Raw genomic sequence first — 23,514 nt, forward strand, 5'->3', positions numbered from 1 at the left:
AGGCTAAATTGTTTAATTGAGCTAGCTGAATACCCTATTGAAGGAGGAAGCGATGGCTCCAGTATTGGTCGTAGAACATCTGCAAAAACACTATGGCAATCATAAAGCAGTCAAAGATGTTTCATTCAGTGTTGAGGCTGGGGAGATTTTTGGGATTGTTGGCCCGAACGGGGCCGGAAAAACGTCATCGGTGGAATGTATTATTGGCCTACGTCCGGCAACTGCTGGCACGATTCAGCTTTTGGGTCGCGATTTGAAGCAGCATGGCCCATATATTCGCAGCAAAATTGGCGTGCAACTGCAACAAGCAACCTTACCGGATCGCCTGACGGTGGCCGAAGCATTGCAACTGTTTGGCTCGTTTTATCCCCAAGCGCGGCCTTGGCAAAAAGTGATTGAGGAATGGGGCTTGGCCGAGCAAGCCAAAACCGCCTTTGCTAATCTCTCTGGTGGCCAAAAGCAACGCTTATTTATTGCGCTTAGCCTGATCCACGACCCCGAAATTGTGTTTCTCGATGAATTGACGACTGGTCTTGACCCACAGGCGCGGCGGATTACCTGGAATTTAATTCAAGATGTGCGCAAACGTGGCAAAACCGTAGTTTTGGTCACCCACTTTATGGAAGAAGTTGAGCGTTTATGCGACCGAATTGCGGTAATCGATCAAGGCACCGTGATTGCGCTGGATACGCCAGATCGCATGATTGCGGCTTATCAACATGATTTGCGCCAACAACCAGTGCCCAGCCGCGACCTGCCGCACCCCGAACGAGTAACCTTTGAAGATGTCTTTTTACGCTTGATCGGCCAGCCAGCCCATTAATCGCCCTTAATTCAGGAGGAAGTATGCACGCTTTTTGGCAAATTGTACGAACTGAATTGCGCTTGATGGGGCGTGATCTGACCAACCTTAGCTTTATTGTGTTTTTTCCAGCGGTGATGGCCTTGGTTTTGGGGTTACAAATGCCCGCTGGACCGAGCCAAACCGCCAATGCCTTGATGATGTTGGCGTTTGGCCCGATGATTTTTGGGATTATGGCGTTTCCGATGAGCTTGGTGAATTATCGGGAGCGTGGTATGTTGCGGCGCTTGCAAATCACCCCAATCTCGCCGCTACGCTATTTGTTAGCTCAAGCCTTGGTTGGCTTGTTGTTGGTATTACTAGGCGGCTTGGTTGTTTTAATCCTCAGTGTAGTAGTTTTAAAATTGCCGTTGCCTGCCAACCCACTTGGCTTGATTGCCAGCTTTTTAGTTGGGGCAATCGCCTTTTCGGCCTTGGGCGCTTTGCTTGGCAGTCGTATTCGCAATACCCGCAGTATCCAAGTTGTTAGCATTTTGGTGTTTGGAGCGATGGCGGTGGTGCTGGTTTCGAGCACAACCAACCAATCGGGCCTGCTTCAACAAATTGGCGCTTGGGTGCCTGCACGCCATTTGGTGCAATTAATCGAAGCAAATTGGTTGGGATTAAGTTTTAATATTTGGCCAAGTTTGGCTGTATTGGCCTTGTTAACTGTGGTCAGCCTTGGCTCGGCAACCAAATTATTTCGCTGGGAATAGACCATTAGCAAGCCCTAAACCCATTCTTATGCTAATCAGCTAGGGGTGGGTTTTTAGTTGTTTAGCAAGATTGTTAAGTAACTTGAAATTGATTCTTGACAATTCTGTTTAACTATGTTATAAATAGCGCATACAAATAAATATCACTTGCGTAACTCATCCAGAGGGGTGGAGGGATCGGCCCTATGAAACCCCGGCAACCGCAGGCAGCAATGCTTGGACTGGTGCTAAGTCCGACAGAATCATTCTGGAAGATGAGGGGCGGCGCACAAACCTATCTTTCGATGGTTACTTACAGCCTCTCATCAACTGATGAGAGGTTTTTTGGTTCGTAGGCACTGAAGCCTATCGCAATGGCGCGAATCGGAACAACCGTAGCATTCGAAGATTATATACAAGGAGTCCTGATCATGGCTGACGAAGTGAAATTCAACCGATTCGAAACCTTAGCGCTCCATGGTGGTCAAAAACCCGATCCAACCACTGGTTCGCGGGCTGTGCCAATTTACCAAACCACCTCGTATGCCTTTCGGGATACCGACCATGCTGCGGCGTTGTTCTCATTGGCCGAGCCTGGTAACATTTATACGCGGATTATGAATCCCACCAACGATGTGTTTGAGCAACGCTTGGCTTTGCTCGAAGGTGGGATTGGCGCTTTGGCACTTTCATCAGGCCAAGCCGCTGAAACCTTTGCGATTTTGAACGTCGCTGAAGCTGGCGATAACATCGTTTCAGCAACCAACTTGTATGGTGGCACTTACAACTTATTCCATCACACCTTGCCACGTTGGGGCGTGCAAACCCGCTTCGTCGATGCTAGCGACCCAGAAAACTTCCGCGCTGCGGTAGACGAACGCACCAAAGCTTTCTACTTGGAAAGCATTGGCAATCCCAAGTTGCAAATCCCTGATTTTGAAAAGATTGCCCAAATTGCCCATGAAGTTGGCGTGCCGTTGATTGTCGATAACACTGCTGCAACTCCATTCTTGTTGCGGCCAATCGAGCACGGTGCAGACATCGTTGTGCACTCAGCAACCAAATTTATTGGTGGCCACGGCACGACGATTGGTGGGGTGATTGTTGATGCAGGCAAGTTCGATTGGGCTGCCAGCGGTCGCTTCACCCAATACACCACGCCTGATCAATCGTATCACGGCTTGCGCTTTGCTGATTTGGGCGCACCAGCCTACATTCTCAAAGCTCGGGTGCAATTGTTGCGCGACTTTGGTTCATGTCTCAGCCCATTCAACTCGTTCTTGTTGTTGCAAGGCTTAGAAACTCTGCACCTGCGCTTGGAACGCCACGTTCAAAACGCTGCGGCTGTTGCCAAGTTCTTAACTGAACATAAGAATGTCGAATGGGTCAACTACCCAGGCTTGCCCGGCCACCCATCATACGAATTGGCGCAAAAGTATCTTCCCAAGGGTGCTGGTGCCTTGGTTGGCTTTGGGCTTAAAGGTGGTTTGGCTGCTGGTCGGAGCTTTATCGATAAGTTGCAATTGTTCTCGCACTTGGCCAACATTGGCGACTCGAAGTCGTTGGCAATTCACCCAGCGACCACGACTCACCAACAATTGACCGATGAAGAACGCTTGGCAACGGGTGTGACCGCCGATTACGTTCGTTTGTCAGTGGGTACGGAAGCTATCGACGATATTCTCGCCGATTTGGAACAAGCCCTTGCTTAATCGCTTAGTGCCAGCAGTGAGAGTGTGTTGACACTGCTGCATGTCAGGGAGTTGCGACCCTAACCGAAATTGTACGGGTGGATGCTCAACTGCTGCTGAGCATCCACAGACCAAGGAGTTCCCGATGTCGCATAATCATGATTTACTCAAGCCTTTACGCTCGGCCCATGGCGAGTTTGTTACAACCGTTCTTGCCCAGGCCAAAGCGGCAAATCCTGCACCGTTAGTTGAACAATTGGTAGCCCACAATCGCTGGGCTGTGGCACAACTCCGCGCCGTGCCGCAGCGAGCTGGAGCAATGCCCCCTGCTTCTGGCACCATGATCGATGTTAGTGGAATGCTAGCCGAATTGGCTGCGAGCTGTGCAGATTTGGGGGCGGCTGTCCGCGATTTACCAGCGGAAGCAGTTGAGTGCGGTTCAAGCATGGTCGATGCGATCATCGGGTACTATCACGAACAAACCGCCCGCTTGCGCCAAGGAGGTACGCGGCTATGACCGATACCGTCACCTTGGGCGATGTGCCGACCGTTACCCAACCTGCTTGGGGACGGTCGGTTGGCTTTGTAACGCCGCAAGTGCAGATCTTCACTGAGCCGTTTCGCACTGCGAGCGGCGCTTTGATTCCAGCACCATGGCAACTAAGCTATGAAACCTATGGAAAACTTAATGCCGATCGCTCAAATGTGATTTTGCTGTGCCATGCGCTATCGGGCGATGCCCATGCTGCTGGTCGATATAGTGTTCACGATAGCAAAGCTGGTTGGTGCGAACCCTTTATTGGCCCAGGCCGCGCCTTTGATACCGACCGCTATTTTGTGATTTGCTCGAATATTTTGGGTGGTTGTGGTGGCTCAACTGGGCCATCATCACTGCATCCCCACACCGGAACCCACTGGGGCAGCCGTTTTCCAGTTTTGACGATTGGCGATATCGTGGCGGCCCAAGTGCGCTTGCTTGATGCTTTGGGAATTGAACGCTTACTGGCGGTTGCAGGTGGCTCACTTGGTGGCATGCAAGCGCTCGAATGGGCGGCGAGCTGGGGTGATCGGGTGCGAGGTGTGATTGCCTTAGCGACCACGGCACGTTCCTCGGCTATGGCCATGGCTTTGAGTGCAGTTGGTCGCCAGGCGATTGTCAGTGATCCCGATTGGCGCGGCGGCGATTATTATGGCACGGCTGGCCCAGCTAATGGCTTAGCCACCGCCCGCCGGATCGGCCATATCAGCTATTTGAGTGCTGAAGCCTTAGAAGAAAAGTTCGATCGGCGTTGGCAGCACGAAGCCTCACCACAATGGAGCCATCAGCCCGAATTTGCGGTCGAGAGCTATCTTGATTATCAAGGGCGAGCGTTTGTGCAGCGCTTTGATGCCAACAGCTATTTGGTGATTTCGCGGGCTATGGATTATTTTGATTTGGGTCAGCGAGTTGGTGGTCTCTCCACAGCCTTTGCTAACACCCAAGCGCGATTTTTTGTGGCGACATGGAGCAGCGATTGGCTCTACCCTGAGCGTGATGGCGAGATCATTCAACAAGCAGCGCAGGCAGCTGGCCGTGCGGTTGTGCATTATCCCTTTCATAGCACCAAAGGCCATGATGCCTTTTTGCTTGAAGATGCTCAACTAACCCCGCCGTTGATCGATTGGCTTGCTAGTTTAAGCGCCTAAAATAATCAACGCCCCGCACTTGCGGGGCGTTTTTGCTTGGAGATGGATGATTACTTAGCGACTACCAAGGATGCGGACAGCCCGTTCGCGTAATTTATCGGCCAATTGCGTCGCATTCGGGCGACCAACCAACAAACGAATTGACTCCTCGAATGCGCTGATTGCAGCATGAACTTGCTCGTTGGAAGCATTATTGGCAGTTGGCTCGATGCCAACTCGACGATAGGCCTCGGAGAGCAAGACGCTGGCTGAATTGCCTAAGGCTCCACGGGCCATCTCCTCGAATTGAGGAAACAACGACTCAGCCAGATTCAGCTCTTTTTTTTCGATTAAGCCATTGCGCAATAAATTTGCCACGATTTCGCACGAGCGAAACCAACCTAAACCAGTGCGTTCAGCGATCAAAGCAACAGTATTTTTGCCATTGATCATCGTCAGCACGCGCCATTCATCGGCAGCGAGATTAATATCCCGCGAGCCGGTATCGGGATTTTGCACCAAGCGCAGGACGACATTGGTATTGGGCACAAACTGCTCAATTTCGGCCCAGCGATCTTGGCGATCGATCCCTTCCATAATGATCATCTCGTTGGATGAAGTAATTGTTGGCGGTGGCACAGCTTGTTCATAAAAACGGAACTGACCTTCGTGGAACGTGAAGAAGGTCAGGGCAGCCTCGAGCGGCTCCAAATTGCCAAGCGTTGCACCAGTAATCCGGCCATCACGAAAATACAGGTAGCCCTCAACCGATTCATCGCCTTGGAGCGCCTGAACATGAGTTGCGCCTGTTTTTTTACTCAAGTCAACGAGTTGAATCAGGTCGGAGATACTCAGATCTCGCAAATTACCTTCAAGTGCCATACGGTGACCCTACGGACAATAACTGGCAGGCGAGGCTGCCAGTTGAGACATGGTTTAGAGTTTGCTAATCACGAGTTTGCTAATGGCTTTGAGTGTATCGAATACACCTACGCCAGTGGTTGCGACGGCCTCATAGCGTTGCCAGCCCAACGGATTCAAATATTTATCCATGACTGGGGTGGGCAATGCACCGGGCATATCACGTTTATTATATTGCAACACGATGGGGAATTCGCTGAACTTCTTGTTTTGGCGAGTGATATTACGGGCCAACTCTTGCAAACTTTTGATATCTTCTTGGAGCTTATCACGTTGCGAGTCGGCGACGAAGACCACCCCATCGGCCCCATTCAGCACGGCGACGCGGGTGCGTTCGTACAAAATTTGGCCAGGAACCGTGTACAAATGGAAACGGGTTGAGAAACCGCGCACCTTACCTAGGTCGAGCGGTAGAAAGTCAAAAAAGAGCGTGCGTTCGGTCTCGGTTGCAATCGACAATAGATCGCCTTTTGCTTCGCGGGGTACTTGGCTGTGAATATACTGCAAATTAGTCGTTTTGCCACACATACCGGGGCCATAATAGACAATTTTACAGTGAATTTCGCGAACCCCTACGTTGATAATCGCCATAGGTCCTCTCAAAACATAGTCTGAAGCGTATGCTAAAAAACCCCAGACAGCAACCGACTAGGAAGGGTATAAGTCAGCCTAGTCGCGGAAAAGCAAATCAATCGTATCTTCCATGGAAGTACGGAAATTGCTCCCCAACACTTCATCTCGCGATTTGTGTTGTTTCCGCACGCGCTCCAAGACGGAGGCGAGTTCTTCGGTCGCCTTTTTGGTCAAGACCTTCACCAGCCCAATGTGCGTACCCTTATTGAAAATAATGGTCAAAATCCATTGGTCATCGATCAAGGCGATAAAGAGATTTTCGCGCACGCCTTGTTGCAAGAGCATGCGGAAATCCTTTTCACGCAACAGTTTCGCGATCTGTTGAGATGAGGCGAACGATCCGGCGATCAACGCGCCCAAGGCCGTGGTATCTTGGCGATTGCCATCACCCGAAGCGGCAATAACCTGGCCACTTTTGTCGAGCAGCAACGCATAGTTACCGCCAGTATCTTCCACAAGGCGCGTTAAACATTCGTCAATATGGGCGACTTCCTCTGGCGGAACAATTAAACTAGCTAGTTGTGGATCCATACGTGCCACCTATCCATGGTCTGGAGTGCGAAGTATTTTCCAAGCAAAGACGAGCGATTACGGCTCATTATAGCACAGGACGTTCCAATATAACATGCTTTCTTGACGATTTTGCCAAAAATAGCCTGCTAGCTGCTTAGATCGCGGCCAAGGCTGCATCTAAGTTGGCACGATGGGCTTGAGCCATATAGCGTAACTTGCCTAACAGTTCGCGTGAACTGGTTAGCACGACCAGCATAGCATCGCTGCTGACTGGTTCGAGTAGGATCAAGCCTTGATCATATTCGAGCACAGTTTGCACCGAGCCACCTTTGTTGATTTCCCGACCGAGCGCCTCAGCCATGGCTAAGCCATTCGATGCTACCGCGCAGATCGCGTCAACATCAACCCCAGAACGCGCTGAGCTTTCAATTAAAAGACCATCGGTTCCTGCAACCGCAGCGAGTTCTACGTTTTCCAGTGTGCGAAATTGATTTAGCACATCACGCAGTGTCTTGCTCATGGAGGTGTGCTCTCCTTCGAACTACGAGAATGAAGAATCCGAGGATCGTCGCCGTAATCGTGCCGTTGGTCGCGCTCGCAGCCGTTTGAGGCGGCTACGGGCTTCTTTCGGCGGTCGCCCCGTTCGGATATTGCGCAGCGAATCAATTGTGGCAACTATCGCACGATCCGCCCAGCCATAAATCGTTGGCCGACTTTTGCTCAGCTCGTGAGCAAGTTGCGTGACGTTGGTTTTGTATTCAGGGTCGAAGGTGGCAAGGTTGATCCGCGCCGAGGCGATAATTTGGTGTATCTCCTCGTCGGTGAGTTGATAATCATTGATCAGTTTGCTGGCACGTTTACCCGCTCGATCAAATTGCATGCCATTGCTCCTTTGGATTGCCGATGGAGCGCTCCTCTTCATGGTACAGACCCAACGTTGTGCTTTGGACGAATTGTGGTGGCTCATCTTAGCATAGGATAGACAGGGTGTCTAGAGGAGTTTGTAAATAGTAATACCTAGGACTTTTGGGGCATAGGCCAGCTTGTAATCAATCTAACGCGCTATTTTAGCCCTCTCACCCAGCGTAAGTCTTGACACTTTTTAATTTGAATATCCCCCATCATTAACCGTTAGTTGCGCACATTAACGCACAAAGTCATGCTGAACTGCGCCCAAAGTACTATGGGGATCATGGACAAAGCGTGGTATTATCGCTCCCATGAGATGATCAGGCTCGATCATGGAGGATCTTGCCTGACATTTATTGTGTTTAGCCTCTTTGTCCTTTTTTTATTCTACTAGCTGTTGTCGTTGTTAAACTTCGCGGAGGATTCGTTTTTATGGTCTTTTTCGCTCGTTCAAGGGATTTGTTGCCCCGCTTGCTGAGCGGGTTGCTGCTGCTGACCTTGATCATTACGGGGTTGTTGGTGCAGTCGCAGGCCCAGGCTCAAACTGCCCAACCACAGGCTGTTGCCACTAGTGCCACAACGACGATGTTTAGTTGGCAAGATGGCGCAACCGTGCCGCAACCACGTTTTGAATCGCAAGGGGTCTTTGTCAATGGCAAGTTGTATGTAATTGGTGGCTTTATTAGTTGTTGTACCCAAATTAATGCCACCGATTTGGTCGATGTTTATGATTTGGCCAGCAATACCTGGCAACGGATCGCCAGTATTCCCGAGGCGATCAGCCATGCCCCAGTTGTTGCCGATGGCACCAATATCTATGTTCTCGGTGGCTATTCGGGCAATAATCCTGGTGGTAGCACCAACCACGTTTGGAAGTTAAACACGCTCACCAATACATGGACGCGTGGCATCGATTTGCCCGTTGCTCGCGGTGGCGCTGGCGCAGCGATTGTTAATCGTAAAATTTATTTCTTCGGTGGTGCTGTGCGTACCGCTGGCGTATTTGATGATACCGACTTCGGCGACCACTATATGCTCGATTTGAGCCTCGCTAACCCAACTTGGGTTTCACGCGCTGCCATGCCTAACCCACGTAACCACACCGCTGCTGGCGTGGTCGATGGCAAAATTTACGCCGTCGGCGGCCAGCATGGTAAAGCCGAAGAATCGGCCAACCAAGCCGAGGTTGATCGTTATGATCCCGCAACCAATACGTGGACACGGGTCGCTGATATGCCGATTCCCAAAGGCCATACGTCATCATCAACCTTTGGCTATCGTGGCCGTTTATTGGTGATTGGTGGCTCGATCAATGGTGGTACCAGCGGCCTTGCTTCGGCTGATGTGCTGATGTACGACCCTAAAAGCGATGTTTGGATGAAGTTAGTTTCGTTGCCAGCCTATCGTAAAACCCCAGTTGCCGATGTTTGGAATAACAAACTTGTGGTGACGACTGGCGGCGGTTATGGCCAAACCGATACCACCTGGATTGGCAATTTGCCCGATTCATGGGAAGCTAATGGCAACATGCCTGTGCCATTGGGTGAGGTTGCCAGTGGAATTATCGGCAACAAAATGTATGTTGTCGGTCAAGGCAATGCTGCAACCTTGCGCTACAACTTGACGACTGGCAGCTATAGCTCAACCACCACTTTGGCTCAACGGGCCTTGCGTGGCAATCACCACGCTGCCGAAGTAATCAACGGTAAATTCTATTTATTTGGTGGCCTCGATAACAGTAGTGATGGTAAAGTCCAAATCTATGATCCTGTGTCCAACACCTGGGCCATGGGCGCGGATATGCCGTTTGCCGCTGGGGCTAGCTCCTCAGCCGTGATCAATGGCTATGCCTATGTTGCTGGCGGGATTATCAATGGCAGTACAACCACCCGTGTAGCCCGCTATGATCCAGTCGCGAACACTTGGACTGAAGTTGCCGCCATGCCGCGCGGTCGCAATCACGCTGCTTCGGCGACTGATGGTAGCAAATTGTATGTCTTTGGTGGGCGTGGGCCAGGCAGCGGCGATGGCAATAATGTTGCTAATGGCTTTGATACTGTCCAAATTTATGATCCTGTCAGCAATTCATGGCGCTCAAGCATGACCGATGCAACGATTGCGCCATTGCCGCAAGCCCGTGGTGGCATGGGCAAAGCGGTTTATTATGATGGTGAGTTTTATATTTTTGGCGGTGAAACGCTTGATGGTGCAGGCGCGGTCACTGGCAATGTGTATGATCGGGTTGATATTTACAATCCAATTCTTAACCGCTGGCGCACTGGTTCGCCTATGCCAACCGCCCGCCATGGCATCTTCCCCGTGATCAACGGCGGACGAATTTACATTGCTGGGGGTGGCACGGTTGCGGGCTTTAGCCAAACCAACATCACCGAAATCTATAACCCAGGGATTGCTACCGACGAAAATGCCCACCTCGAAAGCAATGGTCAAGTTGGCTTCGATTCTGAGCAAGTTCACGGCAATACCGCGCGTGGTCAGTGGTCGTGGCAAACTCGCAATGATGTTGATCGCCCTGGCTTCAGCGGCAACAACTACTTTGCCGTCTTGCCCAATACTGGCACCCTTTCGGATACCAATTACACCACGCTGGCTCCACAACTGGATTATCGTGTGAAGTTCACCACGCCTGGTACCTATTATGTGTGGCTGCGTGGTTGGGCCGATAGCGGCGGCGATAATTCGGTGCACGTGGGCCTGAATGGTCAGCAATCAAGCTCATCGGATAAGATGACCTTGCCAATTTTCAGTGCTTGGCGTTGGTTCCGTGATACCGTTGATGCCGTCCCTTCAACTATCACTATTCCAAGCGCTGGGGTCTATACCCTGAATTTGTGGATGCGTGAGGATGGTTTCCGTGTTGATCGCTTGTATCTGACGACTGATGTTAATTTTGTGCCAAGCGATGCCCAATTAACCCCAACTCCGACGACTGCGCCAACCGCGACGGTGAGCAACCCGACTGCGACCAACACTGCGGCGGCAACCAATACTGCGACCAATACACCAACCAATACACCCACAACGGTTCCGCCAACCGCGACCGATACGGCTACGGCGACCGAGGTTCCAACCAATACGCCAACCGCCACAACGGTTCCGCCAACGGCAACCGATACGCCAACTTCGACCAATACGCCTGAACCGTCAACCACTGAGCCAGCGACCAACACGCCGACTCCGACGATTACGGTAACAGCAACCAATACAACCACGGCGGTTCCGACGACGGTTGTGCCAACCACGGCAGTGCCAACGGTAACTGAGACTCAAACTCCGACCGCAACTGTCACGGTAGGCACGATTACACCGAGTGAAACGCCAACCGCAACGGTTCCGACTGGTGAAACGCATCGAGTCTATCTGCCCTGGGCTTCTAAATAAGCAAAAAGCCCTGTGCGGTAACTCCGCACAGGGCTTTTGTTTTTCAAGGCTTATTTATTAACTTCGAGTTCTTTGGCTGGACCAACATGCACGCTAATTTTGCGTGGCTTGACTTCTTCGGCCTTGGGAACGTCAAGGCGTAGAATGCCATGTTCTAAGGTGGCGCTAATTTGGTCGCCCTTGACCAGCATTGGCAAGTTGATCGAGCGGCTGAAACGGCCATAGCGGCGTTCGGTGCGATGGGCAGTGGTGCCTTCGCTTAATTTTTGGCTGCGAACTTCACCGCTGATTGTTAATACATTTTCTTGCAATGTAATATCAAGATCTTCAGCTTTGAGACCAGGTACGGCAGCTTCAACGATATAGCTGTTGGCATTTTCCAAAACGTTCATATCAACACTCAAACCGCTGCGCATTGCAGCCGATGGCGCAACAAAGCTTTCTTCGAACAAACGGCTCATTGCATCGCGCAAGCTGAGGGCTTCTTCAACTGGTGACCAACGATTGATAGTTGCCATTGTGGTATTCTCCTTGCAATAAAGATTTTGTTTTTGCTGTCGATGTCGTCTGCATCAATCAATTTCGTAACTGTTTGTATAATACTCTGGCAGTGTTAGAACAACGTCTATGGAGCGTTAGAGCCATGTTAGAGCCTCAGGATCTGCGATTACGCCAACGTGATTATTTATTGCGTTTGATGCGGGCAATGGCTGCCCAGCTTGATGCTGAGCCGTTGCTCAATCTGGTGATTGCCCAAGCAGTCGAGTTGTTGGCGGGTAATTATGGCTTGATCGCCTTGTACAATCCCAATCAGCGGCTCGAAATTCGCGCCGCCTATGGGCTTACTCCTAGTTTGTGGTCGGCCTTCGATGAAATTTTGCATGTTTTAGAAAGTGAAGGCCCACAATCCATCCACATGTCGAATGAATTAAGCAAGCTGGCCAATGCGCTGAATGTGCCGTTGCGCCAAGTTGTGGCCTTGCCAATGGTTACTGGCGATCAGCAATTGGGCATGATGTTGGTGTTGCGAGCAGCGCTGAATGTGGGGTTTACCGCTGATGATCGTCAATTGCTCAGCGCATTTGTCGATTTTGCGGCGATTGCGGTCAACAATTCGCAACTCTACGCCGAAGCGATTGCTGAACGTGGGCGGCTCGATGCCATTATTGAATCAAGCGCCGATGGCATGATGATGCTCGACACCCGTTGGCGAATTACCCGCTTCAACGCGGCTATGGAGCGCTTGACTGGTTGGTCGCGTGAAGAGGCTTTGGGCCGACCATGCGCCGAAGTGTTGGCAATTCACAATCAGCAAGGAGTCAATATTTGCTTAACTGCCTGTCCGTTGCAACTCTTCCCCGATAATGATCATCCTTCGGTTGAGGGTTGGGTGACCCATCGCGATGGTCATGAGATTTATGTTGGCTCATCATATAGCGTGGTACGCGAGCCGACTGGCCGTTTTGGCGGGGCAATTGCCAATATTCGCGATATTACCAAGCAAAAACGCGATGAGCAGCAACAATCGACCTTTATTTCGGTGATGTCGCATGAATTAAAAACCCCAGTTGCAATTATCAAAGGCTATGCCAGCACGCTCAGCCGCACCGACGTAAAGCTCAATAAAGCTACTAAAGCCGAAATGTTAACTGGCATCGAAGAAGAAGCCGATCGCTTGGCACGCTTGATTGGCGATTTGCTGGAAGTTTCGCGCATGCAGGCGGGTGGTTTGCGTTTGCATCCAGCGCCCTTTGATCTCAGTGAGTTGGCAGCTGACGTGGTGGCGGCCTTTGCCGCGACGGTTGATCAGCGCTTTGAATTTCAACTGCGTTTCGAGCCAAAATTGCCGCATGTCTATGCCGATCAAGAGCGGATTCGCATGGTGCTCTCCAATTTGATTTCAAATGCGATCAAATATTCGCCAGAAGGTGGTGTGATTCGCTTGGGTGGTTGGCCGGAGAATGGTCATGTGCTCAGTTATGTAACCGACGAAGGCATTGGCATCGCCCAAGAGGAACTACCCAAATTGTTTATGCCATTTTATCGAGTTGATAATCGCTTGGCGCGTGAAACCCAAGGTGCTGGCTTGGGATTGTATCTAACGAAATCGATTATTGAGGCTCATGGTGGCCGCATGTGGGCCGATAGCACGGTAGGCAAAGGCTCGCGCTTCTATTGGACATTGCCAATTGCCCCGCCTAGCTTGCCAGATGTTGAGCCAAGCGTGATTTTGGCTAATGGGGAATAATTAAGAATATTAACTATAACTGCACTATAGCTGAACATTCCTAAGCAATTGGCTCGCTATACTGAAGGCTAGGTAGCGGGCTATTTTTGATTAAGGAGTGGATGTATGTCGCAGCGACGCAAGCAAGTATTTGGCAGTTTATTGCTGCTAATTGCGATTGTTATGGCTAACTTGGCGGTTGGTTCAGCTTCAGCCGTAACTTATGTGCGGATTAAGAATCGTTGGCAAAATACCTATCTTTACGAAGCCAATAGCCAGGTGCGTTATGGCTCGCCGAATGTTAACGACCAAAGCTCGCATTGGGTGATTGAGGATTATCAAGGAGCCAAGCGGCTCAAAAATCGGGCAACTGGCCACTATATGGCGATTGAGCATCAACTTGAAGCAGTTGAGAGCATTACGATCGCCGATGCGTGGGAGAGTGCTCGCTGGGTGATCGAGGCGGCTCCCGATGGCGCGAGTTATATTCGTAGCGCTTGGCACAATTGGGAATATATCCATGTTGAAAATCAATTAGGTTTTGCCCAGCATGGCAGCATTTATCCTGCTTGGCAAAGCGCTCAATGGTGGATTGAAACAGTTGCTACCGGAACTCCGACCAGCACGCCAATTCCGCCGACGCGCACGCCTGCCCCACCAACCAGCACACCGATTGCCCCAACTGCTACCCCAATTGGGCCAACCAGCACGCCCCAACCACCAGCTAATCGTGGCGCAACCGTGCCATGGATTGAATATGAAGCCGAAACAATGGCGACCAATGGCACAATTTTAGGGCCAAGCCGTACCTTCGGCAATCTGGCAACTGAATCATCGGGCCGCCGCAGCGTCGAACTCAATAGCACTGGCGAGTTTGTGCAATTTACCAGCAACGCCACGGCCAACTCGATTGTGGTGCGCTATTCGATTCCCGATGCGTCCAATGGTGGCGGGCTTGATGCCAGCCTGAGTTTGTATGTCAACGGTGTATTCCGCCAAAAATTGCCATTAACTTCGCGCTATGCTTGGGTCTATGGTGGCGAAACCAGCAGCTTGAATACGCCAAGTGCCGGCGGCGCACATAACTTCTTCGATGAAGCGCGAGCCTTGGTTGGCAACATTCCTCAGGGTGCAACGATTAAATTGCAAAAAGATGGCGATGATCAAGCCGCCTTCTATGTGATTGATTTAGTTGATTTGGAGCAAGTTGGGGCAGCTCAAACCCAGCCCGCTAATTTTCTTTCGCTGACTGCTGATTGTGGTGCGACTGCCAACGGTGGCGGCGACGATGGTCAAGCCTTACAAAATTGTATCAACACTGCCCGTGCTCAAGCCAAAGGCGTATGGATTCCCGCTGGCACGTTTGATTTGCGCTCACAAATTCAAAGCGACGCAGGTATTACCATTTCTGATGTGACCGTGCGTGGGGCTGGTATGTGGTATTCGGTGTTGCGTGGGCCGTGGGCACGTTTCCATTGTATTGGCAATAATTGTCGTTTTTACAACTTTGCGATCACTGGCGAGGCGGTGACCCGTAACGATGGTGCTGCTGAAAACGCCTTCAATGGCAGCGCTGGCTCAGGCTCGCGGGTAGAAAATGTTTGGGTTGAACATACCAAAGTTGGCTGGTGGGTTGGCTCGGATAACCAAGCAGCACCGACCAATGGCTTGGTGATTACGGGTAGTCGTTTTCGCAACTTATTTGCCGATGGTGTGAATTTGTGCAATGGCTCAAGCAACTCGGTGGTCGAAAATAGCCACTTCCGCAGCACTGGTGATGATTCATTGGCTTCATGGTCGCCTGCCGCACATGGCCCGATCAATATTGCTAATACCTTTCGTTTTAATACTGTGCAATTGCCGTGGCGAGCCAACTGTTTTGCAATTTATGGCGGCCAAAATATGCGGGTTGAGGATAATATTTGTGCTGATGTTGTTACCTATCCTGGTGTGCTGATTGCCCAGCAATTCGATTCACATCCATTTGGCGGCTTTATCAGCGTTCAGCGCAACTCATTGATTCGGGCAGGTGGGCCAATGTGGAACCAGCAGCATGGTGCATTGAAAATCCACACCGATCGCGGGCCAATTTCAGGTTTGACCGTCAACGATATCTTGATCGAAAGCCCAACCTTTGCTGGGATTCACCTGCAAGGCTCGGACAGTGGCATCACTTCGGCGACGTTGCAAAATGCAACCTTCAGCAATATTCGAATTAATAATGCTGGAACCTATGGCTTGTTGCTGAATGCCAATGCTCGTGGTAATGCCACGTTTAGCAATGTGGTGGTGAGCAATCCAGCCAACGGCGGCTTGAACAACCAAGCGCCTGCTAATCAATTTACGATTAATTGGGGTAGTGGCAATAGTGGTTGGTAAGCTGAGTTAAATCCAAAGGCCGCGTCGATTGACGCGGCCTTGCTTATTTTAGCTGAGAGCAAGTTTAGCGTACAACGAAGGGAGTGAAAATGCTGTAGCGCTCGATTTGCGCATCGGTTGGGCCGATCATGCTCAAATTATTGTTGGCATCGACTTCAACCAACCAATAGTAATAATGCACATTTGGCTCAGCGTTGGTGTCAAGCCATTGATAGTTGGTTTGTGCACCCAAGGCTGGAATTAAGTTCTCAGTCACTTGGACGGCGGTTGCTGGGTCGTCGCTGGTGCTCCGATAGATATGGAAGCCTTGGGTTTCCAATTCTTGGCTAGTACTCCAGCGCACTTGAATATCATCGACCCGTACCAAGGCCGTGAAACCAACCACGGTCACAGCGGTTGGATTGACCAAATCGCTATCGCTGGCGTTCAATGGTTGGAACACATTGTTCAAGGTATCGTTGAAGGTCAAAGTAACGTTGTTGACCACTGGAACCGTGGTGATCGGATCATTGACGGTTACTTGAACATTGAGCGTGCCAACTTCGCCTGGGCGAACTATTTGGGTAATATTGAAGGTCACTACACCAGCAGCATGATTACAGGTGCCAGTGAATGGCAGATTAATCGCACAACTGACAAAGGTCGTGTCGGGTGGCAAATTGTCGGTTAAGGTGACGTTGGTTGCACTACCTGGCGTGGCTGTGCTGTTGGAAGTATTGGTAAAGGCGATGGTGTAATTGAGCGTATCGCCTGGCAAGACCAAGGTTACGCCATCGGTTTTGCTCAAGGCCATAACCGGAGTTGGTGGCTGTTCGTAGTAGGCTGGCGTGCCAGTTTGGCCTTCTTGGATAAACTGGTTGTGATTGCTGGTACAGGTTACGATTCGCCACCAGCCCGAAACGGGATTATTGATTGTATCGCCGACACGGGTTGCTAAGGTTGCGCCAGTGCCATTCCAAATTTGGTCGTTGCTAAGCGTGCCCACGATGCCACCGCTATTGCCCATGGGCGTGTAGCTCGCATCACCAGGCGCATAGTAGCGTACCCGACGGAGATTATCGATATCAAAGTTGTTGAAGCTAACGCTTGGCTGACCAGGAGTCACATATTCATACAAGGTTAAACAAGTGGCAACCGTATCAGGCGCACCAGCGTCGTGTTGGAACGAAGCCTGGCGCATCCCAAGCGTAATTTCATCGCCAGTACCAGCTAGGCCATCAAAGTTATCGGTGTTGGCTGGCGGTGCATTATTAGGATCAGCGTCGTTATCGCGACCAACCCGCAAGCGCCAACCATTTTCGTCGTTGCCCGAGGTAGCCGAGCGCAAAACATACGTACCACAAGTGACAGGTGCGGCAATTGTATAGAAGCGCAACCATGCCTCAGGCGTGCCAGCAGGCACGAAGGTTTGTTGAATCAAACTACCAGCTGCACCTGGACCAGGCGTTGCTGGAACAACAATTGGCGTGCCTGCTGCATAAAACTCAAATTGAGTATTATCGTAAACCCCACCACGAATTTCGTCGCTGAGCGTGGCATTGCTATTCATTTCAGGGCTAAAGATATCGATATGGACTGGTTCGCTGCTAGGCCAAGCACATGGAATTTCAACCGTAAAGTAATGATAGCCATTACCTGCGCCTGCCACACTGTTGGTGTACCAATCACCGTTATTCAAGGTATTGGTAGGCCCATTGGTTTGGAGATACACCGATGCGCCGGTTGGCGGGATTTCGACGGCTTTGGTTGGTGTGACTAACACTCCCAGCAAAGCCACAAGGCTGAGTAGTGCGAGGCGTTGATAGCGAAAGTGCTGCCGACCCATAAAAACTCCTTGGCGGGTGAAAAAGAACGCAATGGACTGCGACCACATTAACGACATTTGAAAAATAACAGCAATGGTTGGATAAAGGCCGTAATAAGTCTAGCGTATTGTATGCAATCAATAGTCCTTTTGCCATCCCCCACGAGAGGCAACTTGAGGCGTAATTATAGGACTAAATTCCCACTAAAGCCACTATGCCTAGATAGTTACTCAATACTTTGGCTGGTCACCCGCAGTTCGTAGACGCTTAGACGGAAGTCATCTGCCACAATTGTGTGAATTAAGCGCTCGACGTTGGCTATTGTGCTTGGGACGGGCGCAGTTTTTTCGAGAAATAATTGCACAAACACGCTTGCCCCATCATGGTGATAGCCCAATACTACTTCGAGATCAACCACGTTGGGCTGATTCAAAATGCCTCGTTCTAGGCGACGGCGTAACTCACGTAGATCCCATGCTGGTTGGCGTGGATCGAGTTCGGGAGCTGAGTTAGCTTCGTTGGGTTGGCTGTGAGGGGCATTGGGGTAAGGCTTGGTTTTGACTTTGCTTTTGAGCGTCAAAATTGCCACGCCCAAGCGCTCTTCAACTTCTTCGCGAATACTTTGATGCAGATATGCCAAGGTATCATTTAAATGCGCGGTTGGGTGCAGCTCAAGCTCGGTGTAAATTGCCACGCCCTCGCCATAGCCTTGGACTTGGGCTTTGCCGCTACGTACATCGAGCGCCTGTCCAAGTGCTTGATCAACTGCCCGCTGAACCGTTTGCAAATCGAGTTGGGCATACCCTGAGCCAGTATTGCGCACTGGCACATATTGGCTTTGGCGAATAAACATCTGAGCTAATGCCAACCCAAGCAGCAACAAACCCCCAATGCCTGCGACAATCCGCGTGGTTGTACTATAAATTAACGCTTGAGCACGCAAATATTGGAGCGAACGCAAGGCCAAATCAAAGCTTTGCAGCGGCAAGAGCGCAATTGTAATGGCCAAGACAGCTAAGGCCAAGGCTATTATTGTCATCGCTAAACGGTTAAATCCTTGCATGTGCGCTTACTCGGCTACTACAATCGCGGCAATTTCCAGCGGGGCTTCCTTGCCCTTGAGCGCCAATGGACCCATCGGCTGAATCTGGCTTTGTAAATCGCCCAAATCTTCGGCAAGTGTGTCGGGGCCAAGATAAATCGTGTTGGCTGGAGCCGCGCCACATAAGCGGGCTGCGACATTAGTTACATCGCCAATCACGCTATAGTCGTAGCGCTCGTGGGCCCCAACATTGCCCACCACGCCAATTCCGGTGTTGATGCCAGCCCCAAACGAGGCTTGCGCGGGCAAGGCTTGGGCCGCAGCTGAACGATTAAAGGCCACAATTGCCTCTAATGCTGCCACTGCACCACGAATGGCTCGTTGCGCATGGTCGGGCTGGGCAACTGGCGCGTTGAAAATCGCCATAGCCTGATCGCCTGCATATTGGTTGAGCGTACCACCATGGCCAATTAATGCCTTGGCAATTAGATTCAGATAGGTATTGATAATTTGCATCATGGCTTCTGGCGGCAAGCGCTCGGATAAATTGGTGAAGCCGCGCATATCCATAAAAACAATACTGACTTCGCGGCGCTCGCCGCCAAGCTGCAATTGACCACGCTCGGCAGCCTTAAGTAGCTCACTGAGCACGCTGGGCGGGGTGCGTTTGGCAAAAAGTTCGAGCACTTGAGTATGATCTTGGCGTTGAAGATTGTTTTGTACCAACAGCATCACCAAGCCAGTTAAGCCAATTGTCAACAATGGGCTAGCCAAGTCGATGCGCAGCAATTGCTGTTGCAAGGCACTGACTGCACTAATCACCATCACGCTTGCCCCTATCACCATGCCACTAAATAGCAGCCATGGCCGCCGAATCATGGCGATTAATGTGAGGGCTAGCACTAAACCAAGCGTAATGAATCGCCGACTGCTAGAGCTTTGTTCACGCAGCGCATTGGCATTCAAAATTGTGCCAATCGCATTGGCATGAATTTCAACTCCATCCATTAATGCACTAGTGGGGGTGGTGTAGCGGTCGCCGAGCGCCGCAGCAGTCGAGCCAATCAGCACGATTTTATCATTGAATAGTGCTGGATCAACCTCGCTGTTGAGCACTGCTAGCAAACTCACTTGTGGATAGGTGTGGTTGGCCCCAGCGTAATTTAACATAAAGTTAGAATTATTAACCGGAATTACTACGCCGTTAGTGAGCGTTGTGTCCGTTGGCTCAATCTGCAAACCTGCTGGGAGATGCCACCAGGCTTGAGCACTGGCTAGCGCAATCGCCGGATAGAGCGCAGTTTGATCATAATGAGTTTGAATGCGCCGCACCACCCCATCGGAGTCGGCAATGATGTCGCTATGCGCCAAAACCACCCTGCCAGTGACTAATTGCGGGACTGGCTGAATAATTTGGTTGGTTTGATTATCACGCGAGACCGCTAAAATTGGGTGCTCCAAAGGCGCGAGGGCTTGGGCAAATGCTTGATCGCCAGCAGGGTTGACCCCGGTAAATAGCATATCAAAGACGATCACCCGCGCAGCTTGCAGCTTGTCCAACAACCGCGCATAGATGCTGCGATCCCACTCGGTCAGCCGCCCAAAGCCTGTCTCATTGCTGAGCGCTTGATCATCGATGGCGACGATAATAATTGCTGGTTGCGGGCTATGGCTGGCAAGTTGGCGCACCAATAGATCGGCAGCTGAGCGATCGAGTTGTCTGCGCCAGCCCCAGCTATCGCTCAGTAACAGGGCTAGCAAACATGCCAGCCCGGTTGCACTAAACCAGATTCCACGGCGAATTTGTTGCGAACGTAGCACCAAATGCTCCTATGGCTGCGGAATAATCAAGGTTAACCCAATTGGAATCTCATCACGATCACGAATGATCGGGTTGGCGTTGACCAAGGCATTGGGGGTGATCCCAAAGCGTTGGGCGATGCCATTGATTGTATCGCCAGCTTGGGTAATGTAAAGCTGTGGTGTGACCGTTGGCGTTGCAGTTGGCGTGTTGGTTGGCGTGGCCGTGGTCGTCGCCGTCGGCGTTGGCGTGCTAGTTGGGGTATTAGTTGGCGTTGCCGTCGCCGTTGGCGTTGGGGTATTGGTCGGTGTTGGCGTTGGCGAGATTTGGGGCTGAACCACCAACGGCTTAGATTGCTCGGCCAATAATTGTTCGCCAGCCCGCACAAACACCGTTTGACCATCCATCGCAACTTGCACATTGCCCTTGTCGGTGGCGTAAAAGGTCGTGGTATTATTCCGCGATTCGACAGTGAACTCTGTGCCACGGACTGAAGCTGCTGAGGATGGTGTTTCAACCTCAAACTGATCATTCGGCCCAAGCAAGCGTTTGACCCCATTAAGCGTGCGGCCAAACCAAACTTTGAGCCGAATTTGCTGGCCGCCATTTTCACTATCCATGGTTTCAAGGGTCATTCGGGCATTGGCTTGCAAGGTAGTAGTTTGGCCATCGAAATAAGTAATTAATGCCCGACCGGTTTCAGTTTGAATTGTATCGCCTGGCTCTAAAATGGTTACATCGCCAGCGTTTAAGCGGCGTTCAGCGCCAGTACGAAGGTTATTGATCACGGCAGTGCCATCGAAAATTTGCACACTGGCATTATGTGGCACGCTAGGAGCCGATGTGGCTAAGGTGGCGTAGGTAACAAAAAATAAAAGAGCAGTTGCCACAATTAATGCAAAAATTTGCGCCCGACTCCATTGCCATTGCCAAATTCGACGTTTGGTTTTAGGGGTTTTGCGGCGCTCACGGGTTGGCTGCAGCGGGCGAACTTGCTCCAGCTGTTGCTCAAGTGCTTGATTGATGACTTGTTGTTGGCTATGGCTAAGCTGTTGTTCAGGCAAGGCCTGATTAATCGCCTGCTGCAGCTGCTGCTTGGTTGATGCCATAAAATTCCTCTGCCCCAGCAAGCTTGAGCCGTTGTTGGCCTTGCTGTAATAGTTGTTCAGTTGCGCGTTGAGTTCGACCAAGAATTTCAGCAATCATCGCAACCGATTCATTGTGGCGTAGCTGTAGTAACAGTGCCAAGTGCATGGCTTCGGGCAAATGTTGTAGCTCGCTAATCAGGCTGGCAGTTTGCGGCGTATGGCCATAATCGCGCCAATGATCAAGAATCACATGGCAGCTGATGGTGTAGAGCCATAAACGCAGACCTAGCCGTTGATCAACACTGTGGATGGTGCGAATTGCGGTGGCCCAAACTTTGTTAACAATGGTTTGGGCAGGATCAGCCTGATAAACTGCCCCCCAAGCCAAGTTATAGAGCTCGCCTGACCACTGCTCGGCCAGCATACGCCACGTTTGTTGATCGCCACGTTGTAATAAGGCGATGATTGCTGAATCGTTTGGTGGTTGAGCCATTGGCTGATACCCATCACTTTCGCACAAACTGAACAAAAAGAATCACGTCGAGCATTTGTGCTGACGTGATCGTAGAAGAATGACATTACGGGATTGCTAACTAGCCTTCGCGAGCACGCCGCACCGCAGCATTAAAGCCAGCTTCATCACGATTGATCAGCTTGCGGTTTTCGCTGGTTTCCTCAAATTTAGGGCAGCGTACCGCCAAATATGGGGCAGTATGCGGATCAACGCCCATTACACACGGCACATGTAAGCCAATTCGAAAGTGGCTACAATCGCGGCAATCGCGGGCACGACGGGGGTCGCCACCAGTTTCATTGTAGTGCTCGGCCAGTGCTCCAATGCTTTCGTAGAGCAACTGTACTTGGCGGCGCAAATCTTCGAGCGCCAAATTAAAGGCATTATCGCGGTCATTGGGGCGTGGGCGACGAATTAAGCCATCGTCTGGTTGGCGTGGTGGGGGCGTTGGGCGTGACGCATCATTACTACTCATGGATTCCTCCTTGGGCGCTTGTGGCGATGCTTTATCGCGCCCCAGCCAATTATCCAACATGCCATGCTCCTTCGGCAATAGGCTCGCACTGGTGATTAATTGGTATTTTAGCACTCACCAACAAGGGGTAAACTTGGGAAGGATGGATGAAAGGCAAAAGGCAACCGAGGAGGGGCGAGGATTCAGTGGGCAGGGGTCAGTGGGCAGGGGTCAATACCTATTTGGCACAGCAGAAGAATTAGTGAAATTCGTGTAATTCGTGGCGAAACAACCTATCTTCGTGGCCTTCGCGTCCTTCGTGGTTTCGTTCCTCGCTTTTGGCACAGCAGAAGAATTAGTGAAATTCGTGTAATTCGTGGCGAAACAACCTATCTTCGTGGCCTTCGCGTCCTTCGTGGTTTCGTTCCTCGCTCTGGATGGATCAGGTTCGGGTGATTTGACAAGGGCGGCAATCTGCGGTAGAATCCCCGGGCTGTCAACGAATGACTTGTAACGAGTCACGACACACACAACTGATGCACTCGCCCACAACGGCTCATTTGACACAAACGAGCAGCGGTGGTAGAATCCGCAGGCTGTTGACCGACAGCATCGATGTTTGCTCAACATCACACAATTTGACGAATTGCTCCGCTCCGATGCTCATTTGGCATCAGCGGATTTTTTATCGCCAAAATCGCACCTTTCCAACTGATGGGTGCTGCGTCCGCAGCACATTCCATGCATCATAGTTTTTGTTTTTTTGTCACCGTCACGCGCTTCGGTAGGGATTCTACCAAGCAGAGCCACCGTTCTCCGGCTCGTTAATCAAGGAGAACACGCAATCGCTTCGGCGATTTGTCGGCGAGTTTGATCCTGGCTCAGGACGAACGCTGGCGGCGTGCCTAATGCATGCAAGTCGAACGCATTCTTC

General features: G+C 51.0%; 20 protein-coding genes, 1 rRNA gene and 1 riboswitch. Of the genes, 9 read left to right on the plus strand and 12 right to left on the minus strand.

Translation table 11 applies throughout. From position 1 onward, the window contains the following. Positions 1 to 52 precede the first annotated feature (52 nt). The 5 genes from LCH85_09745 to LCH85_09765 all read left to right on the plus strand — a co-directional run bounded on the left by LCH85_09745 (position 53) and on the right by LCH85_09765 (position 4,913). Positions 53 to 823 (plus strand): ABC transporter ATP-binding protein, encoded by a 771-nt coding sequence (locus tag LCH85_09745; GenBank protein MCA0352268.1) that lies wholly within the window; start codon positions 53 to 55, stop codon positions 821 to 823. 23 nt (positions 824 to 846) lie between these two features. Then, positions 847 to 1,557, plus strand: coding sequence for an ABC transporter permease (locus LCH85_09750; protein MCA0352269.1), 711 nt, complete (start codon positions 847 to 849; stop codon positions 1,555 to 1,557). 153 nt (positions 1,558 to 1,710) lie between these two features. Then, positions 1,711 to 1,818, plus strand: a riboswitch (SAM riboswitch). 149 nt (positions 1,819 to 1,967) lie between these two features. Next, positions 1,968 to 3,248: a homocysteine synthase gene (locus tag LCH85_09755; GenBank protein MCA0352270.1), complete on the plus strand. Its 1,281-nt coding sequence runs from the start codon at positions 1,968 to 1,970 to the stop codon at positions 3,246 to 3,248. 124 nt (positions 3,249 to 3,372) lie between these two features. Then, positions 3,373 to 3,744, plus strand: coding sequence for a hypothetical protein (locus LCH85_09760; GenBank protein MCA0352271.1), 372 nt, complete (start codon positions 3,373 to 3,375; stop codon positions 3,742 to 3,744). Next, complete coding sequence (locus tag LCH85_09765; protein ID MCA0352272.1) at positions 3,741 to 4,913, plus strand: homoserine O-acetyltransferase; 1,173 nt, start codon at positions 3,741 to 3,743, stop codon at positions 4,911 to 4,913. Before LCH85_09760 ends, LCH85_09765 begins: the two co-directional genes overlap by 4 nt. A gap of 54 nt (positions 4,914 to 4,967) precedes the next feature. Here LCH85_09765 and LCH85_09770 read toward each other — a convergent pair whose 3' ends face one another. The 5 genes from LCH85_09770 to LCH85_09790 all read right to left on the minus strand — a co-directional run bounded on the left by LCH85_09770 (position 4,968) and on the right by LCH85_09790 (position 7,839). Next, the gene (locus LCH85_09770; protein ID MCA0352273.1) at positions 4,968 to 5,774 is read right to left on the minus strand and encodes a DUF4388 domain-containing protein; all 807 of its coding nucleotides are present in this window, start codon (positions 5,772 to 5,774) and stop codon (positions 4,968 to 4,970) included. A gap of 54 nt (positions 5,775 to 5,828) precedes the next feature. Further along, positions 5,829 to 6,404 (minus strand): GTPase domain-containing protein, encoded by a 576-nt coding sequence (locus tag LCH85_09775; GenBank protein MCA0352274.1) that lies wholly within the window; start codon positions 6,402 to 6,404, stop codon positions 5,829 to 5,831. Between the two features lie 78 nt (positions 6,405 to 6,482). Beyond that, complete coding sequence (locus tag LCH85_09780; protein MCA0352275.1) at positions 6,483 to 6,977, minus strand: roadblock/LC7 domain-containing protein; 495 nt, start codon at positions 6,975 to 6,977, stop codon at positions 6,483 to 6,485. Positions 6,978 to 7,113: 136 nt separating this feature from the next. Further along, positions 7,114 to 7,479, minus strand: a complete 366-nt coding sequence (locus LCH85_09785; protein MCA0352276.1) for a roadblock/LC7 domain-containing protein — start codon at positions 7,477 to 7,479, stop codon at positions 7,114 to 7,116. Positions 7,480 to 7,500: 21 nt separating this feature from the next. Beyond that, complete coding sequence (locus LCH85_09790) at positions 7,501 to 7,839, minus strand: hypothetical protein (GenBank protein MCA0352277.1); 339 nt, start codon at positions 7,837 to 7,839, stop codon at positions 7,501 to 7,503. Positions 7,840 to 8,300: 461 nt separating this feature from the next. Here LCH85_09790 and LCH85_09795 point away from each other — a divergent pair, with 461 nt between their 5' ends. Next, a complete protein-coding gene (locus tag LCH85_09795; protein MCA0352278.1) occupies positions 8,301 to 11,270 on the plus strand; it encodes a hypothetical protein in 2,970 nt (989 codons plus the stop codon). Between the two features lie 50 nt (positions 11,271 to 11,320). On the opposite strand, the gene LCH85_09800 is transcribed toward LCH85_09795, so the two are convergent. Further along, positions 11,321 to 11,788 carry an Hsp20/alpha crystallin family protein gene (locus LCH85_09800; protein ID MCA0352279.1) on the minus strand — a complete coding sequence of 156 codons (468 nt, stop codon included), beginning with the start codon at positions 11,786 to 11,788 and terminating at the stop codon, positions 11,321 to 11,323. Positions 11,789 to 11,913: 125 nt separating this feature from the next. On the opposite strand from LCH85_09800, the gene LCH85_09805 reads away from it, so the two are divergent. Both LCH85_09805 and LCH85_09810 read left to right on the plus strand, forming a co-directional pair. Next, positions 11,914 to 13,518 carry a PAS domain S-box protein gene (locus tag LCH85_09805; protein ID MCA0352280.1) on the plus strand — a complete coding sequence of 535 codons (1,605 nt, stop codon included), beginning with the start codon at positions 11,914 to 11,916 and terminating at the stop codon, positions 13,516 to 13,518. Between the two features lie 105 nt (positions 13,519 to 13,623). Beyond that, complete coding sequence (locus tag LCH85_09810) at positions 13,624 to 15,876, plus strand: hypothetical protein (protein MCA0352281.1); 2,253 nt, start codon at positions 13,624 to 13,626, stop codon at positions 15,874 to 15,876. A 64-nt stretch (positions 15,877 to 15,940) separates the two neighbouring features. Here the strand turns inward: LCH85_09810 and LCH85_09815 are convergent, their stop codons facing one another. From LCH85_09815 to LCH85_09840, 6 genes are all read right to left on the minus strand, one after another. Continuing rightward, the gene (locus LCH85_09815; GenBank protein MCA0352282.1) at positions 15,941 to 17,701 is read right to left on the minus strand and encodes a DUF11 domain-containing protein; all 1,761 of its coding nucleotides are present in this window, start codon (positions 17,699 to 17,701) and stop codon (positions 15,941 to 15,943) included. Between the two features lie 206 nt (positions 17,702 to 17,907). After that, complete coding sequence (gene amaP / locus LCH85_09820) at positions 17,908 to 18,744, minus strand: alkaline shock response membrane anchor protein AmaP (GenBank protein MCA0352283.1); 837 nt, start codon at positions 18,742 to 18,744, stop codon at positions 17,908 to 17,910. A 6-nt stretch (positions 18,745 to 18,750) separates the two neighbouring features. After that, positions 18,751 to 20,544 (minus strand): adenylate/guanylate cyclase domain-containing protein, encoded by a 1,794-nt coding sequence (locus tag LCH85_09825; GenBank protein MCA0352284.1) that lies wholly within the window; start codon positions 20,542 to 20,544, stop codon positions 18,751 to 18,753. A 9-nt stretch (positions 20,545 to 20,553) separates the two neighbouring features. Next, positions 20,554 to 21,633, minus strand: coding sequence for a FecR domain-containing protein (locus tag LCH85_09830; GenBank protein MCA0352285.1), 1,080 nt, complete (start codon positions 21,631 to 21,633; stop codon positions 20,554 to 20,556). Continuing rightward, complete coding sequence (locus LCH85_09835; protein ID MCA0352286.1) at positions 21,596 to 22,105, minus strand: hypothetical protein; 510 nt, start codon at positions 22,103 to 22,105, stop codon at positions 21,596 to 21,598. The genes LCH85_09830 and LCH85_09835 overlap by 38 nt, the downstream gene beginning before the upstream one ends. A gap of 100 nt (positions 22,106 to 22,205) precedes the next feature. Continuing rightward, positions 22,206 to 22,601: a hypothetical protein gene (locus LCH85_09840; GenBank protein ID MCA0352287.1), complete on the minus strand. Its 396-nt coding sequence runs from the start codon at positions 22,599 to 22,601 to the stop codon at positions 22,206 to 22,208. A gap of 837 nt (positions 22,602 to 23,438) precedes the next feature. Between LCH85_09840 and LCH85_09845 the strand changes: the two genes are divergently transcribed. After that, positions 23,439 to 23,514: ribosomal RNA gene (locus tag LCH85_09845) — 16S ribosomal RNA — on the plus strand; the annotation flags it as partial.

It is taken from the genome of Chloroflexota bacterium, assembly GCA_020161265.1.
Classification (GTDB): domain Bacteria; phylum Chloroflexota; class Chloroflexia; order Chloroflexales; family Herpetosiphonaceae; genus Herpetosiphon.